General features: G+C 58.1%; 15 protein-coding genes. 8 read left to right on the top strand and 7 right to left on the bottom strand.

All coding sequences use genetic code 11. The features are described 5' to 3' along the window. The first annotated feature begins 187 nt into the window (after positions 1-187). Positions 188-2,098, top strand: coding sequence for a lytic transglycosylase domain-containing protein (locus tag O4G74_RS09430; RefSeq protein ID WP_269402355.1), 1,911 nt, complete (start codon positions 188-190; stop codon positions 2,096-2,098). 340 nt (positions 2,099-2,438) lie between these two features. Here the strand turns inward: O4G74_RS09430 and O4G74_RS09425 are convergent, their stop codons facing one another. Next, positions 2,439-3,008: an RcnB family protein gene (locus tag O4G74_RS09425; protein WP_269402354.1), complete on the bottom strand. Its 570-nt coding sequence runs from the start codon at positions 3,006-3,008 to the stop codon at positions 2,439-2,441. Positions 3,009-3,131: 123 nt separating this feature from the next. Here O4G74_RS09425 and arfB point away from each other — a divergent pair, with 123 nt between their 5' ends. Then, positions 3,132-3,560, top strand: a complete 429-nt coding sequence (gene arfB, locus O4G74_RS09420; protein WP_269402353.1) for an alternative ribosome rescue aminoacyl-tRNA hydrolase ArfB — start codon at positions 3,132-3,134, stop codon at positions 3,558-3,560. A gap of 78 nt (positions 3,561-3,638) precedes the next feature. On the opposite strand, the gene O4G74_RS09415 is transcribed toward arfB, so the two are convergent. After that, positions 3,639-4,259 carry a superoxide dismutase family protein gene (locus O4G74_RS09415; RefSeq protein ID WP_269402352.1) on the bottom strand — a complete coding sequence of 207 codons (621 nt, stop codon included), beginning with the start codon at positions 4,257-4,259 and terminating at the stop codon, positions 3,639-3,641. 39 nt (positions 4,260-4,298) lie between these two features. After that, a complete protein-coding gene (locus tag O4G74_RS09410) occupies positions 4,299-5,048 on the bottom strand; it encodes an SDR family oxidoreductase (protein WP_269402351.1) in 750 nt (249 codons plus the stop codon). A gap of 84 nt (positions 5,049-5,132) precedes the next feature. On the opposite strand from O4G74_RS09410, the gene O4G74_RS09405 reads away from it, so the two are divergent. After that, a complete protein-coding gene (locus tag O4G74_RS09405; protein WP_269402350.1) occupies positions 5,133-5,864 on the top strand; it encodes a TlyA family RNA methyltransferase in 732 nt (243 codons plus the stop codon). Here the strand turns inward: O4G74_RS09405 and O4G74_RS09400 are convergent. Then, a complete protein-coding gene (locus O4G74_RS09400; RefSeq protein WP_119378394.1) occupies positions 5,861-6,727 on the bottom strand; it encodes an AAA family ATPase in 867 nt (288 codons plus the stop codon). The two genes, O4G74_RS09405 and O4G74_RS09400, sit on opposite strands and share 4 nt — an antisense overlap. 188 nt (positions 6,728-6,915) lie before the next feature. Between O4G74_RS09400 and O4G74_RS09395 the strand changes: the two genes are divergently transcribed. Genes O4G74_RS09395 through O4G74_RS09385 form a run of 3 tightly spaced genes read left to right on the top strand, consistent with a single transcriptional unit; the run spans position 6,916 to position 8,270 of the window. Next, on the top strand, positions 6,916-7,308 hold the full coding sequence (locus O4G74_RS09395; RefSeq protein ID WP_269402349.1) for a flagellar biosynthesis repressor FlbT: 393 nt from the start codon (positions 6,916-6,918) through the stop codon (positions 7,306-7,308). Beyond that, the gene (locus O4G74_RS09390; protein ID WP_269402835.1) at positions 7,301-7,609 is read left to right on the top strand and encodes a hypothetical protein; all 309 of its coding nucleotides are present in this window, start codon (positions 7,301-7,303) and stop codon (positions 7,607-7,609) included. The genes O4G74_RS09395 and O4G74_RS09390 overlap by 8 nt, the downstream gene beginning before the upstream one ends. Before the next feature lie 19 nt (positions 7,610-7,628). Further along, positions 7,629-8,270 carry a MarC family protein gene (locus O4G74_RS09385; protein ID WP_269402348.1) on the top strand — a complete coding sequence of 214 codons (642 nt, stop codon included), beginning with the start codon at positions 7,629-7,631 and terminating at the stop codon, positions 8,268-8,270. Between the two features lie 27 nt (positions 8,271-8,297). Here O4G74_RS09385 and O4G74_RS09380 read toward each other — a convergent pair whose 3' ends face one another. Further along, positions 8,298-9,593 carry a hypothetical protein gene (locus O4G74_RS09380; RefSeq protein WP_269402347.1) on the bottom strand — a complete coding sequence of 432 codons (1,296 nt, stop codon included), beginning with the start codon at positions 9,591-9,593 and terminating at the stop codon, positions 8,298-8,300. A 238-nt stretch (positions 9,594-9,831) separates the two neighbouring features. Between O4G74_RS09380 and dksA the strand changes: the two genes are divergently transcribed. After that, a complete protein-coding gene (gene dksA / locus O4G74_RS09375) occupies positions 9,832-10,248 on the top strand; it encodes an RNA polymerase-binding protein DksA (RefSeq protein ID WP_269402346.1) in 417 nt (138 codons plus the stop codon). A 321-nt stretch (positions 10,249-10,569) separates the two neighbouring features. Beyond that, complete coding sequence (locus O4G74_RS09370) at positions 10,570-11,589, top strand: flagellar motor switch protein FliM (protein WP_269402345.1); 1,020 nt, start codon at positions 10,570-10,572, stop codon at positions 11,587-11,589. A gap of 31 nt (positions 11,590-11,620) precedes the next feature. On the opposite strand, the gene O4G74_RS09365 is transcribed toward O4G74_RS09370, so the two are convergent. After that, on the bottom strand, positions 11,621-12,502 hold the full coding sequence (locus O4G74_RS09365; RefSeq protein ID WP_269402344.1) for a D-Ala-D-Ala carboxypeptidase family metallohydrolase: 882 nt from the start codon (positions 12,500-12,502) through the stop codon (positions 11,621-11,623). 5 nt (positions 12,503-12,507) lie between these two features. Beyond that, positions 12,508-14,346 carry a L,D-transpeptidase family protein gene (locus tag O4G74_RS09360; RefSeq protein ID WP_269402343.1) on the bottom strand — a complete coding sequence of 613 codons (1,839 nt, stop codon included), beginning with the start codon at positions 14,344-14,346 and terminating at the stop codon, positions 12,508-12,510. Positions 14,347-14,434: the final 88 nt, after the last annotated feature.

Below are 14,434 nucleotides of genomic sequence, written 5' to 3'. Positions count from 1 at the left end.
TATGCTGAGTTGGACGATAAAGTGTCTGACATCTCAACAGCCAAAAGAAAACAGGCAGGGCCTAATGGGCGTTACCACATACCGAGCGATTACAGCAGCACTAATGCTGGCGACTGCATCACCGATTGCAGTGGCGATTCCCTCATCTTCTCCGAGTGTTAAGCCAGACCTGGTGCCCGCGTCGAGTGTGGTAACGACTGCGGAGGCGAGACTGTTCCGTGATGCGGTTGCAGCAATGGACCGGGGCGACTGGTCTACAGTTCGCAGTCTGCAGGCAAGATCGGGCGATGCTGTCGTACGCGATCTTCTCGCCTGGTTCCGGGGCCGATCTGACCAGAGCATGTCTTTCGATGAGATGAGCGTCCTGCTGCGCCAACGCAGTGATTGGCCTTTCATGACGACACTTCAGGTGCGCGCTGAGGGCATCATCAATGATTCGGCTCTCGATGATCTGCAGAAGATCGCCTGGTTTGAGGAAATGGGCGGACCTGCTTCGGGAGAAGGCCGCATCGCCCTTGCGGAAGCGTACCGCCGCAGCGGCCAAAGGGACAAGGCGATCAGTCTCGTCCGCGAAGCCTGGCACGGTAACACGCTGGACAGCGCTTTGACGCAACGCGTCCTCAGCCAGTATGGCGGCGAGCTTTCACAGGACGACCATCGCAAGCGCGCGGACTTCCTGCTCTGGACCAATCAGCGCACGGCAGCTTCTCAGTTGAAATCGAAAGTCGGCGGTGACTGGGCTTTGCTTATCGAAGCGCGTATCAGGCTGCAGGCAAGAGCGGCAGGTGTCGACGCAGCCGTGAACGCGGTGCCTTCGTCGCTGCAGAACCATCCGGGTTTGATGTTCGACCGCGCCAACTGGCGTAAACGTGCGGGACAGCGCGATGAGAACTGGGTGCCGCTGCTTGCGGAAATAGACGGTACCAAGGTGCCAGAGGCCGGGCAGAATGCTCTCTGGAACCTTCGCCACTGGCCGATACGAGAAGCGCTACAGGAGCGGAATTTCCAGCTCGCCTATGATCTTGGATCGCGTCACGGCATGGAGTCGGGCGCTAATTTCGCTGAAGCCGCCTGGGTGTCGGGCTGGACGGCGCTCCGTCACCTGAGCCAGCCTTCGATGGCGCTTCCGCATTTCAAGGCGTTGGAGGCTGGAACGTCTACACCGATCAGCCAGGCGAGGGCGCTGTACTGGCAGGGGCGGACCTATGAGGCGCTCGGTAATCAGCCGGAGGCTGCGGCTGCCTATCAGCGAGCAGCACAATATCCGTATGTCTATTACGGGCAGCTGGCTGCCGAGAAGGCAGGCCTGCAACGCATCTATCTAAAGACCGAAGCCGATGTAACGGATGCAGAGCGCAATGCGTTCATGAGCCGGCCGCAGGTGAAGGCTGCAATCCTGCTCGCTGAAAACGGACAGGAAATGGACTTCCGTCGTTTCTCTTACAATATCGACGACACGCTCGAGACAGAAGCTGATTATGTTCTGCTGTCCGAAGTGGCGAATGACTATCTCTATCCCGAGGTTGGCGTTCGCGGCGCCAAGGCAGGGCTCGCCAAGAACGTGATTGCGCCGCAAGCGGTCTTTCCGATTCCGAACTTCCCGCTTCAACGGGAACCGAATGTCGAGCGCGCGATGATCTATGCGCTGGCGCGTCAGGAAAGTGAAATGAACCCGTCTGCGGTTTCCCACGCCAATGCGCGTGGGCTTATGCAGTTCCTGCCAGCGACTGCCCGTGAGGAAGCCCGGCGCATTGGGCTTCCATTCCGTACGTCATGGCTGACCGATGACCCGGGTTACAACATGACGCTGGGTGGATCGCACCTTGATACGCTGCTTGGCCAATTCAACGGCAGCTATATCATGACGGCGGCAGCCTACAATGCCGGGGCGTCGCGTCCGCGTCGCTGGATGCAGGATTATGGCGACCCTCGCCGGGGAGAGATCGACCCGATCGACTGGGTGGAGTTCATCCCTTTTTCCGAAACCCGCAATTATGTTCAGCGCGTTTTGGAAAATACACAGGTATACCGCCAGCGGATTGCTGGAGAGGCTGTCGATATTCGTCTGACTGAAGACCTCAATCGCGGCCGATACTAGCGCTAACCCTGAAACGAAAAGGCCACCCCTCGAGGGGTGGCCTTCGTGAGCCGGATTGGCCCATGAATCCTGGTAGGGCGAAGCCTACCCGAGGTCAGTGCTAGCGCACAGAGAGAGGCTGCTCTCCAAGGCCACCAGCACAGACGGACCCAATTGCCGTTCCTGGTTTCTCACTCGACATTGGATCACCTCCTTTCAGCTGTTGATACAGAACACCGACCGCTGAGCGCGCCCGGTCTCCCAAATAGACCATGATTTGCGACAAATTAAAGGGTGGACACGAAAAAAGCCGGCTGCGACCCGCAGCCGGCTTTCTCTGTACGTTCGGTTGTTACGCAGCCTAATGGCTGAGGATGCCAATCGCGAGGCCCACAATGGCGCCCGTCGCAACGGACGTCAGGACTGCATCATTGCTACCGCGGTGGTGAACCCACTGATGGCCGCGCGGCGGGCTGTAGAGCCCATAGCGGCCATAATCTCGAATAATGACCGAGTTCGAGCCGTAGTGGTAGCGGTTACCGATCGTGTAGCGTGGGTGATGGTAGCCGCGGTTGTAGTGATACACGACACGGGGGCGCGTGCGGTGATAGGTCGGCGCACTATAATAGTTGCGCGTCACGACGCGGCCGCGATTGTGGTATCTGTGATTGTTGCGGTGATAGTCGCGTCCACGACGATAGTCGCGCCGATTATCCCGGCGGTGTTTATAGTCACCGCGCCGATCGCCACGATGGTAGTCACGATTGCCGCGATGACGGTCGCCATGATAGCGGTCACCGCGATCACCGCGATCACCACGATCATAGTGGCCACGGTCACCGCGCTGGTCGGCAACAGCCACTGGCGTGAACGCCGCGAGCGCAAGGGCTCCTGCAGCACCGATGTGGAGTAGTAGTTTTCTGAACGCCATGAGGAGCCTCCTTATGCAAGTTCGCTCACCGGGCCCTTGCCCGAAATTGTTTCTGGTCTGAATACAAGTGTTAACCAATTATGAGGTTCCGAGCTTGAACCTTAGCTGAACAAGTCCTTCATCATGGCCCGCCAAGAAGACCTCCAGATCGATGCCGCACTGACCGTTCCCCACTGGGAGCTGGTGGAAACGTTCACGCGATCATCCGGGCCGGGTGGTCAGAATGTGAACAAGGTGTCGAGCGCTGTTCAGCTGCGGTGGAATGTCGATTCATCTTCAGTGCCCGCACGCATCAAGACGCGCTTCCGGCAGATCTGGAAGAACAGGATAACCAAGGAAGGCGATGTCATCGTCGATGCGAGCGAACACCGCTCTCAGGCGCTAAACAGGGATGCGGCGCGCGACCGGCTCACTTCCATGATCCGTAAGGCAGCGAAGAAGCGGAAACGCCGCATTCCGACAAGGCCAACGCGCGGATCGGTCGAGCGGCGGATCAAGGCCAAGAAGGAAACGGGCGAAAAGAAAGCCCTGCGCGGCAAGGTCGCCCCCTAAACGGCGCGCCTTCCGGTGCAAAAGAAAACGCCGCCCCGAAACGAGGCGGCGTTGGTGATAGTGAGTAAGGCCTCTGGCTTACTGAACGACTGCACACGCGATGCGTCCGCCGGCGCCGCCGATCGGCTGGCTCATATGGTCGTCGCGGCCCTCATGAATGATGATTGCGCCGCCATCATCGTCCATGACATCCGATAGCGTAACGAGATCGGTGAAGGTCTCGAAGTTCACGGAACCATCCTCGAAAGCATAAAGGTTTGGCAGGTCGCCTGGTTCAGGGCCACCCGGGTTCAGCAGGCCGTGGCCGCCGTCGATCTTTCCGACGTGGCCGCCTGAAGCGGTGTACTCACCTGTGTCACTGCAATCACCAGTTTGGTGAATATGAATGGCGTGCCAGCCCGGCGTCAGTCCGCCTTGATCAATGGAAACTTCCATGACGATGCCATTCGGACCCTCGATCATGTTCACGTTGCCTATTGTGTTACCTTCATTGCCCATGAGGTCGCCAGTGGCGCGCATCATGGAGGGCAGGGACTCGTTTCCACCGGTATCCATCTCGGATGGCGGCATGTCGGATTGGGTGTCTGCGGCGCGATCAGTGGAAGCATTGTCCTGCTGCGCGTCAGAGGTTTGTTGAGTGCAAGCGAACACAATCGCAATGGACGCAGCTGCGGCTGACAGGGGTAGGAAGCGGCTCATGAGTATTCTCCTTTGTGGGCAGAACCTAACATAGTTTGATCAGCGCTTTGTCATGCCGCCATCGACGACATATTCTGAACCTGTGACGTAAGACGCATCGTCGGAAAGAAGGAAACACGCAACAGCGGCAACTTCTTCGGCCTTGCCGAACCGGCCGAGCGGGACCTGTGACTTTATCTGCTCAGTCATCTCCTTCTTCTGCGCTTCGTCGTCGACAGCGGTGTCGAAAAAGTTGGTTTCGATCGGCCCCGGGGCAATCGAATTTACACGGATCTGGCGAGGCGCAAGTGCTGAGGAGAACGACCGGGCGAATACGGCCATTGATGCCTTTGACGCACCGTAGACGGCGCCGGGCGCCTGTCCGAGATATGCGGCTACAGAGGATGTCAGCAGAACCGATCCGCCGTCGCTTATATCATCCTTTAGGAGGTCCATGTGCAGCAAGGGACCGCGAACATTTGTGTTCATCATCTGATCAAAGAAGTCGGTATCGTGCTGCCCGATCTCCTTGAAGGCGCCATACCCAGCATTCAGATAGAGGCCGTCGAGCTTGCCCATCTTTTCGCCAACCGCTTCAGCGAGTTGTTTTGCTTCCTCGGCGCTGGATGCATCATTGCGTAGAACGAGCGAGCCGGAGGGAAGCTTCTTTCCTGCCTCATCAAGGTGCTCCTGGCTGCGACCTGTTACGCCGACTTCGCCGCCTTCTTCAACAATGCGAAGCGCCGTGGCGAGGCCAATGCCGCTCGTGCCGCCTGTAATAAGAATACGCTTACCTTCAAATCTCGACATTCTAGTCTCACTTTCCATTCTGGATTACGCTAGGCGAACGAGCCGCACGTGCGAGCGTTCCGAGACATTTTCGCAGGCCGGAGAATGACGACAGAAAGACTGGACAAGGCCCTCGTGACCCAGGGCTATTTTGATAGCCGGTCAGCGGCGCAGGCCGCTGTCGCTGCGGGGACTGTGTTGGTGAACGGCCGGCCTGCCAACAAAACGTCTCAGATGATTGGGCCGTCTGACCGGCTGGAGGCTGAACCTGCGCATCCATATGTGTCTCGCGGCGGGTTGAAGCTTGCCCATGCGCTGGACGTTTTCGGCGTTGATCCAGCAGGCCGCCATTGCCTGGACGTAGGAGCATCGACAGGGGGCTTTACAGACGTGCTACTCCAACGCGGGGCCGCGCATGTGGTGGCCGTCGACGTGGGGCGCGGCCAGCTGCACGAGAGGATCGCGTGCGACCCACGTGTTACCTCCTATGAGGCGACCGATGCACGGTCATTGACGTCGGCCATGGTTGGCGAGGCGCCGTCTCTCGTCGTCTGCGATGCAAGTTTCATTTCACTGGCCAAATTGCTTGAGGCATCGCTTTCGCTAGCAGGGCAGGGCGCTGAACTGGTGACACTGTTCAAGCCGCAATTCGAGGTGGGGCGTGAGTTCGTCGGCAAGGGCGGGCTGGTCACCGATGGTGCAGCAGTTAAGCGCGCCGAGGCAGCATTCTGCGACTGGCTGTCGGATATGAAATGGGCTGTCAGCGCAAAGACTGACAGCCCGATCCGTGGCGGCGACGGCAATGCCGAACGCCTTATTCATGCTGTGAAAGCCTAGCCTGCAGGGCCGCGTCGGCCGCCGCTTTCGCGGCGGGACAGGAAGGCGAGGCGCTCGAACAAGGCGACGTCCTGCTCATTCTTGAGGAGAGCGCCGTGCAGTGGAGGTGTCAGCTTGTCCGGGTCCTGTTCCTTGAGGGTTTCAAGGTCGATGTCCTCATTCATCAGAAGCTTCAGCCAGTCGAGCAGTTCGCTGGTCGATGGCTTCTTCTTCATGCCCGGTACTTCGCGCATTGAGTAGAAGGTGGTGAGCGCTTCAGCGACCAGCTTCTGCTTGATGCCAGGATAGTGGACGTCGATGATCTCTTTCATCGTCTGCTCATCCGGGAATTTGATGAAGTGGAAGAAACAGCGGCGCAGGAAGGCGTCCGGAAGCTCTTTCTCATTGTTCGACGTGATGATGACGAGTGGGCGTTGCTTTGCCTTCACCGTCTCATCGGTTTCGTAGACATAGAACTCCATGCGATCGAGTTCCTGCAGGAGATCGTTCGGGAATTCGATGTCAGCCTTGTCGATCTCGTCGATCAGCAGGATTGGGCGCTCGTCTGAAGTGAAAGCCTCCCAGAGCTTACCCTTCTTGATGTAGTTTGAGATGTCCTTTGCGCGCTCTTCGCCCATCTGGCCGTCGCGCAGGCGTGAAACCGCGTCGTATTCATACAGGCCTTGCTGGGCCTTGGTGGATGATTTGATGTGCCACTCGATGAGCGGCACGCCGAGCGCCTTGGCAACTTCGATCGCAAGAACGGTCTTGCCCGTACCGGGTTCACCTTTGACCAGAAGAGGACGCTGGAGCGCAATGGCTGCATTCACTGCGACGCGTAGGTCTTCGGTTGCGACGTAATTCTCAGTGCCTTCAAAACGCATGCTGTTCTCCCAAAACTTGTCCCGGCTGATGATAAGGGCGCCGCTCTGAAGGGCAACCTGTTGAGCGCGCCTATCTTGGCGTCAATCGCGGCATTTTCACCCGGGGATCGCGTTTTAGTCGGTGTTAACCTTACAACTTGTATAGAAATTGCAATATCCCAGTAAGGATTCGGGGGAGCGCGCGCACAATGCCGCTAAAACTGTCATTGAAACCGGGCGAGGCTGTCGTCGTCAACGAGGCTGTTATCCGAAATGGAGAGCGCCGCGGTACCATGTTGCTTGAAACGAAAGCACGGATACTGCGCGAGCGGGACGTGATGTTTCCTGATGATATCTCCACGCCTCAGGACGCGACCTATTTCTGCCTGATGCAGATGTACATCGTCGGCGAAACGAGCGGAAAACTCTATGATAGTGCCGTTTCGACGCTGGCAGACTGGATGGATCAGAGCCGGTCGCAGGCTGAGCGGGACGAAATTCTGCGCATTGCTCAACTCGTTGCCGCCGGCAATCTCTACAAGGCGCTTGGCAATTGCCGCAAACTGCTGAAATCGGACCTCAATGAGGCCGAATATGCCTGAGAACCGAGCAATCATGACCGAGACCAGCAACGAACCCACTGTCCTGACGGAGCTTGCCGAAGCTATCGAAGCGCTCGAACGCGGCGCCGTGTCTGCGCCTGTGTCAATCCAGCTCGCGAACAATGTCGTCCTTGAAGCGGCGGAAGACGATGAAATTGACGGGCTGTTGCAGCGGGCGCGCGGGCTACGGCTCATCATGATGATAGCAGCGGGAGAGCCGGTTGAACGGCCTTCAAGCATGCGTCATGACAGGCCTGCCGTGCACGCACGGGTCAAGGACATACTGGACGCACTGAAATAGGAGGATTAAGGCGCGCCTCATGACTGGCGATCTTATCTCCGTATTCACCGCGTCCTTCGTGACGTTTTTCGTTCTGATTGATGCACTGGGCGTTGCGCCCGTTTTTGCGTCTCTGACAGCGAAGGGCGATGCACGCTATCGTCGCAGCATGGCATGGCGTTCCATCCTGGTGGCGACGCTGATCATATTCGGTTTTGCTTTCTTTGGTGCCTGGCTGCTGCGCCAGCTTCACATCACCATTGATGCGTTCCGGGCCGCTGGCGGTGCGCTTCTGTTCCTGATCGCGCTGGATATGGTGTTCGAGAAGCGGACCGAGCGGCGCGAATCGCGCGCTGACGAATATCTCGAAGAGCATGAAAAACTGGACGATGTCTCCGTGTTTCCGATCGGCATTCCGATGCTGGCCGGGCCCGGTTCGATCGCGACCGCGATGCTGTTCATGTCCGAAGCGGCGAACTGGATGACGCAGGCTGTCGTGCTCGCCGCGATCGGCCTTAACATGTTGCTCTGCCTGATCGTGTTCCTGATTGCGAGCCCTCTGGTGCGCGCTATGGGGGACAGCGTGGCTGGTGCGATCACACGGATCTTCGGCGTTATACTCGCGGCCCTTTCGGTTCAGCTGCTAATCGACGGTCTGCAAGGCGCGTTCGCCACAGTCTGACATTCGTTCGCCGACGGCCAGCGACTGTCACTGCCAGCGGGAACTTTGCATCCGGTGAAAAGCCGCAGCGATCGACCAGATGAGTGCCGCGAAGATGGCGACAAGTCCCAGGATCTGAAGCACGAGCGATGTGGACCAGCGAACCCCGATTTGCGCAAGTTCGGTCACACGAGGGCCGATAGCCTTGGCGAGGGCCACTGCGCGGTCGCTGCCGGACTGCGCAACGACTTCCAGCTTGCGGACATCCTCGGGCGATCTGGCGAGCTCGATGAGCGTGACCGCGCCTGCAGGCGTTGTTTCTGCAGCGATATGTGCGATCGATGCGAGGTCGCGGCGGAGGCGCAACAGACCTTCGGCGTTGAGCGCATCCTCATAGGCACCGAGCACCTGGCTCTGCCGGACGCTGGACGGCACGACGGCGCTCACAACACCCGCAAGTTGATCAAGTAGTTCTTCTTCAGGCAGGGCAAGATCCACCCGCTCATCCAGATAGACCGTGTAGGCGTCGTCCAGACGACCGGCCCGACCTGCTGCGCGAAGCACGGAGATGGCCGTCAGGAGCGCGGGCTCCGCTTCGCCGTTGGCAACTTCGATGAGGCCGATGGCGCTGAGCCGCAACTGCAGGGTATCGGTCGTCTCGCCGTTCACCCATTGCTGTGAGCGTCGGACGAGGTCTGCGCGGCTGCCAATCATGGAAAAGCCAGCAGAGGGGGCGTCTAGCGAAGGCTCGGGCTCGACCTGTTCAGTCCTCCCTTCGCTGGGACCTTCGGTGGCGAGGTCGGTCGGTGACTGGCCGGTTGCCGGATTGGGGAACCCGGTTGTTCGTGATGAAGACTCATCCTGTTCCGAGTAGAGCATTCCGGGGCGTTCCACGGCGCGCTGATAATCAGCGCGTACCTCATTTGGAAGGAAGAGGAGGCCCGCGCGTGTCAGGCGTTCATCTTCAGTGCCTGACTCCTCCGCGTTCACCGCAGCAAGAAGGGCGCGTCGGTCATTGCGGCTGAGCATGGCGGGCGCTGCCAACAGGTAGCCGCGTGCGGCAGAAAAATCGCGCAGCGCCAGTTCGTTTGCGATTTGCTCTGCCCAGTAGGCGCGCGAAGGAACGCCGTCAGGAACGATCGTCTCGAAGGCCTGATCAATCTCACGCCGGGTTTCCTCGCGTGCTTCCGCGTCCAGGCTGCCATCAAGGCTTTGCGTCGAATAGGCATTCACCAGAACGCGGACTGAAAGAACGGCGAGAATGAGAAGCAGGCTGTTGAATACCAGCGCATGACGCCAGTTGCCTTTTTCTTCCAATTCCCTGCGCCGGTGATAGCGGGCCATATACAAGACCTGATGTTCAATCTGGTTCGGTTGCGGCCGCTACATGACCGCGCCGAAGCTATAGGGCACAGCCCTCGCCGTGTCCGCAAGTGCCTGCAGCTAATCAGGAGACTGGCCCAAGGCTTGCAGAATTCAGGGCGTGTTCATGTGTGGGCGTGTAATTTAAACCTCATGTAATGGCTAATTGCGCAGAGGGGCAACACGCTATATAGGCCGCGCCAGTGGGAGGTATGAGACCATGGCTGATACGAAGCTGAATGACTATATCCCGTCCGACGATGAGGAGTTCATGAACCCTCGTCAGCAGGCATTCTTCCGTATGCGCCTGGAGCAGTGGAAGACCGACATTTTGAATGGCACAAAGTCCACGATCAACAATCTGCAGGAAGACTCAAGCAATCTTCCCGACATTGTCGACCGCGCATCTTCAGAAAGCGACAAGGCACTGGAGCTTCGCACCCGTGACCGTCAACGCAAACTGATTTCCAAGATCGATGCCGCACTGCGCCGTATTGACGAAGGCACCTACGGTTATTGCGACGAGACAGGCGAGCCGATCAGCCTGCGCCGCCTCGAAGCGCGTCCAACCGCGACGCTGAGCCTTGAGGCGCAGGAGCGTCATGAGCGCAAGGAGCGGACGGTCCGCGACGACTGAGAGCTTTTCCAGACTTCAGAATTGAAAACGGCAGGGCCAGTTGAGGCCCTGCCGTTTTTTATCACCCAACGCCCGGCGGTTTGTTTTCGGTGCCGGTCCGTCAGGAATGAAAATGACACGGGAATCCGAATCAAAAATTACCGCAACATTTCAGGCAGATTAATTTCGGGTGGAGTTCGTTAATGATCGAGCCTGCGGAAATTAACCTTTGGGGCCGAAAAACTGCTCTTGAAGTCGATTCCAATGCAGGCGGACTCGAAAATACTAACGCTTCATTAACCGGCGCGGCCCAGTCTGAGAGACCGGAGAGTTGGGGTTCCCATGCGCGATACAGAACGTACCGAAGAGGACTGGTCCATGTCAGAAAGACGTGAACGTGCTGTCATGCGCGATGTGCCTAATGTGAGCCCACCGCCCATCTTGCCGGCCGCGGATGATTTTAAGCTTCCAACGGCACGCGGTATCCTCTCCAAAGAAGAAATCCAGGCGCTGCTTCGCCCGGATCTGCCGAAAATCAACGATGCTGGCGAAAGTTCACAGCCTTTTGCCCGAGACCTCGACGCGCGCGAAGACGCGGATGAGGCGGCGCGCGAAGGCCGCAAGGTAGCTGCCCGTCTGTCGCGTGCGTTCGGAGAGTATGCCGGCCTGAAAGCTGCTGTCACGCTCGCTCACACGGCGCCATTCGAAGATGCTGGCAAACTGGGCGCGCAGGCAGAGCGGACAGGTACGAACGCTTTTGCTGTGTTCGCCAATGAAGATGGCGATGCGACGCACATTATCTGTCTCAGCGGGCAGCTGAACGACCAGCTCATCGCCAATGCTTGTGGGGCGCTTTCCCTCGCAGGATCGGCGGCCCCGGCACGCCAGCTGAGCGTCATCGATTGCGCTCTTATCCGGCAATTCATGTCGCCATTTGCGCAATTACTGGGTTCGGGCCTGTCGCTTGTCGGTATCGAGACCAATCCAGCTTACGTCTCGTCTCTCATGGCGGGAGATGCAGGCGTTCGTTTCACTTTCAATGTCGATGCAGTGGGGCAGCGGAGTGCGCTGTCGCTCTGGACCGTAGACACTGATGACGCCGAGCGCGCCGCAAACGTTCCGGCTGAACCATCTCGTGATGTTCAGAGTGCGACCGCACTGCTGACCGCGCGGATGGCAAGCTTGAGCGTGCCGGTCAGCCGTCTTGCTTCCCTGAAAGAGGGCGACACGCTGCTGCTGGGCGTGCCTGCAGATCAACCTGTCGAACTGCTCTCTGGCGGGCGCAACGGTCGTGTCGCATATGAGGGCGACCTTGGTCGTAAAGGTAACAGTATTGCTGTCCGTATCCGGCAGTGTGCCTGACACAGCCAGGTCGCCGTAAACCCGATCAGGTTCATCGTCCCCACCGGGCCGGACGTCCGCGACCGTCAATATGGACGAACGGGCCGTGCACCGCGTTTGCTTTATAGCTGCCAAGCCCGCCACGGGGGACATCCTTTGTGTCGGCAAATAGGTCCTGCGCGTAATCATAGAGAAAGTCGGCGTCGGCCTTGTTGATCGCTCCATCGCGGTTGAGGTCATCCATCAAACCATCTCTGGGCGCGACATCGATATAGACGTCCGTTGCGTCTCCATACATATGTCGTGACAGCCGCGCCGAACCAATTGCGGTGTTGTAGAATGGCGACCTGAAGGCGCTCATCACAAAGAGGGTGTCCGAATCGGTAATGCCATCGCGGTTGAGCGCGTCGAGAAGTACTTCAAGCCGTTCCAGATTATCACTTGAAATCAGGAGGTATTTTGGCCAATGGCCTGGCTGCTGGTGGCAGAGGAACTGACCGATCTGAAAACTGGGCGAGACGTTGATATCGCCGTAGCCCTTGTCCAGCCGAATGAAGCCTCGAGGCGTTTTCTCAGGGTAAGCGCCCAGTCGAAAACCATTGAGACGCCCGTCCGCATTAACTCTGTCTGACGGCTCAAGCACGAAAAGCGCGACCTCGTATTCCTCTTCACCATCCAGGTTCCGGAATTCCAGGGAATAGGTGCCAGGCACCTCGGGTGCCGTGAAGGCGTCAGCCGCTTCGATCCGATCACCATCGAGATATGCTGCCATGCCGACAGGCACCGTCATAGAGACCGTTTCGGATGGCATTGCCATGTAATGCCAGACCGGGTGGGGAATATTCTTTCCATCAAGCGACACCGGCACGGTCGAAACCGCACCGGTGAAAGCTATCGCCTTGAGAATTGTCGTGCCGAGCAAGGTGTTCACCATGCGAACTAGCCCCTCTCTGTTGCTGTACTTGTTAGCGCGTTCGCAGTCTGGCCAATCGAGGACATCCGCTCAACCTGGCGGATTCCTTCTGTGCGGTCATAGATATCGCGCCAGAAATTTACGGTGCCATCATCATTCACGGTCACCGTCATATAGGTAATATGGATGGGCATTCGGCTCTGAAAGTCGATGCGCGTGTTCCGGGTGGTCGAGAGGGCATCGCGAACGTGTTCAAGGCTGTCATCGCTATCATAGCTGGCAACCCATTTTGCCATCTTTTCGGGCTGCTCAAGGCGTATGCAACCTGAGCTGAATGCCCGCTCTGCCCGGTCAAAGAGGTGGGTGCTTGGCGTCCCGTGAAGATAAATCGAGTACTGGTTCGGAAAGATAATTTTCAACTCACCGAGAGCGTTGCCGCTCCCGGGTTGTTGTACCAGGCGATAGTTGCGGGCCGAGGATGGGTCACTCCAGTCAACTGAATAGGCACTGACCTCGGCGCCGCTAGAGCGGTCATAGATCTTGAAGTTGGCGCGCTGTGCGTAGGTAGGATCGCGGCGTAGTTTTGGAAGCTTGTCTTTCGCCACAATGCTGACGGGGGCGTACCAGCGCGGGTTTGCAACGGTATATTCGACCTCGTCGTTGAAGGTTGGTGTCGCCCGGCTCGCCATGCCAACAACCGACTTCATGGAGATCTCACGCGTGTCGCCATTCCAGCCTTCTACCGTATAAGACGGAATGTTGGCCCAGATATAGCGCTTTTCTGGCGTCCCTTGGGCGCGCCAGCGCTCCATGGAGCCGGAGATGCGGGCGATCTTCGACTCGACGCTTTCATTCATCGCTGCCAGCGTCTTTGGGCCGATAACTCCGTCCACCTCAATGCCGTGGCGCTGCTGGAAAGTTTTGACGGCTTCGGCTAGTTCATCGCTGTACAGCCTTGGATCAGCAGCTTTTTTAGTTGCTGTAGCATTCCGGAAAAGATTGGTGCGACGATCGCCGCCAGCCTCGGAATTGCGATCAAGATGAGAAACCGTTTCTGGGCGGCCCGCGTCAGCGAGAAGCATGCTTTCCGTATCGTCTTCTGATGCGTCGATGTAACCTTCTACGCTGAGGCGTTCCCGGATCGCTGGAATGCGTGGGTCGCTGTCGCCAGATTGCAGGCTCTCGCCCTCTGGAATTGCGAGCCATCCACCTGCATCGCGAATCTCACGATACTGGGCGAGTGCACCTTTCAGTGCAGCATATTGCGGATAGCCCGACTCAAAATCCTGAAAGCTCAGCGCATGACCTTGTCCAGCCTCTAGTAGCTTCTTGGAAATGAGGGCCATGCGAGCGGAATCCGAACCCGATTTAACAGCTTCGCCTTCATCACCAAGACCGCCACTGATTGCGGACGCAATCCTGAGCCAGGCAGCGGTCAGGGCGAGGTCTGCTTCCGCCTGTTCAGATACGTTACTTGCCGAAAATCGTTGATCGACCAGTCGCTGCAGGTCGGATGCGAGAACTTCATCGCTAGCCAGGCCGTGCTTGAACAGATCGTCGGTGACGTCCTGCAGTCCTTCTGCGCCTTGCTCGGTCCACACTGGCTGAAACATACGCTGAATGTAAGCGCGGCGGGCGACTTCGCTGACGCTCTTGTGCAGGTCCTGGTCAAGTTCAGCCTCGAGCCAATCGTTCATCACAGCGGTTTCAATCGCGTTTGGCAGCGGCGCCGAAACGGCGGCACCGGGCATGGCTGCTTGTTCTGTAGCGCTCGCGGCGCGGATTGCCGCTCCGTCTCCGCCGACCTGTGCAAGCGCGACTGGCGATGCCGAAGCAAGGATAACTGAGAGGAAAAGCGGTTTCATTTTCGGGTCCTATGTCGCTGTGACTATTGCCAATCCAACGGAGGCAGTAGAGAGAGCGTTCCCGAGAAAGTTTGGTGCAGATCACTGG

The organism is Henriciella marina (assembly GCF_027213945.1).
Taxonomy (GTDB): Bacteria; Pseudomonadota; Alphaproteobacteria; order Caulobacterales; family Hyphomonadaceae; genus Henriciella; species Henriciella marina_A.
This window is presented reverse-complemented; position numbering and strand designations above follow the sequence as displayed.

What these genes read in the sequence shown, in the direction of transcription:
- O4G74_RS09380 (WP_269402347.1), bottom strand. Translation starts at nt 9,593, where the DNA reads ATGGCCCGCTATCACCGGCGCAGGGAATTGGAAGAAAAAGGCAACTGG.
- O4G74_RS09425 (WP_269402354.1), bottom strand. Translation starts at nt 3,008, where the DNA reads ATGGCGTTCAGAAAACTACTACTCCACATCGGTGCTGCAGGAGCCCTT.
- O4G74_RS09370 (WP_269402345.1), top strand. Translation starts at nt 10,570, where the DNA reads ATGCGCGATACAGAACGTACCGAAGAGGACTGGTCCATGTCAGAAAGA.
- O4G74_RS09405 (WP_269402350.1), top strand. Translation starts at nt 5,133, where the DNA reads ATGACGACAGAAAGACTGGACAAGGCCCTCGTGACCCAGGGCTATTTT.
- O4G74_RS09395 (WP_269402349.1), top strand. Translation starts at nt 6,916, where the DNA reads ATGCCGCTAAAACTGTCATTGAAACCGGGCGAGGCTGTCGTCGTCAAC.
- O4G74_RS09410 (WP_269402351.1), bottom strand. Translation starts at nt 5,048, where the DNA reads ATGTCGAGATTTGAAGGTAAGCGTATTCTTATTACAGGCGGCACGAGC.
- arfB (WP_269402353.1), top strand. Translation starts at nt 3,132, where the DNA reads ATGGCCCGCCAAGAAGACCTCCAGATCGATGCCGCACTGACCGTTCCC.
- dksA (WP_269402346.1), top strand. Translation starts at nt 9,832, where the DNA reads ATGGCTGATACGAAGCTGAATGACTATATCCCGTCCGACGATGAGGAG.
- O4G74_RS09385 (WP_269402348.1), top strand. Translation starts at nt 7,629, where the DNA reads ATGACTGGCGATCTTATCTCCGTATTCACCGCGTCCTTCGTGACGTTT.
- O4G74_RS09390 (WP_269402835.1), top strand. Translation starts at nt 7,301, where the DNA reads ATGCCTGAGAACCGAGCAATCATGACCGAGACCAGCAACGAACCCACT.
- O4G74_RS09365 (WP_269402344.1), bottom strand. Translation starts at nt 12,502, where the DNA reads ATGGTGAACACCTTGCTCGGCACGACAATTCTCAAGGCGATAGCTTTC.
- O4G74_RS09400 (WP_119378394.1), bottom strand. Translation starts at nt 6,727, where the DNA reads ATGCGTTTTGAAGGCACTGAGAATTACGTCGCAACCGAAGACCTACGC.
- O4G74_RS09415 (WP_269402352.1), bottom strand. Translation starts at nt 4,259, where the DNA reads ATGAGCCGCTTCCTACCCCTGTCAGCCGCAGCTGCGTCCATTGCGATT.
- O4G74_RS09360 (WP_269402343.1), bottom strand. Translation starts at nt 14,346, where the DNA reads ATGAAACCGCTTTTCCTCTCAGTTATCCTTGCTTCGGCATCGCCAGTC.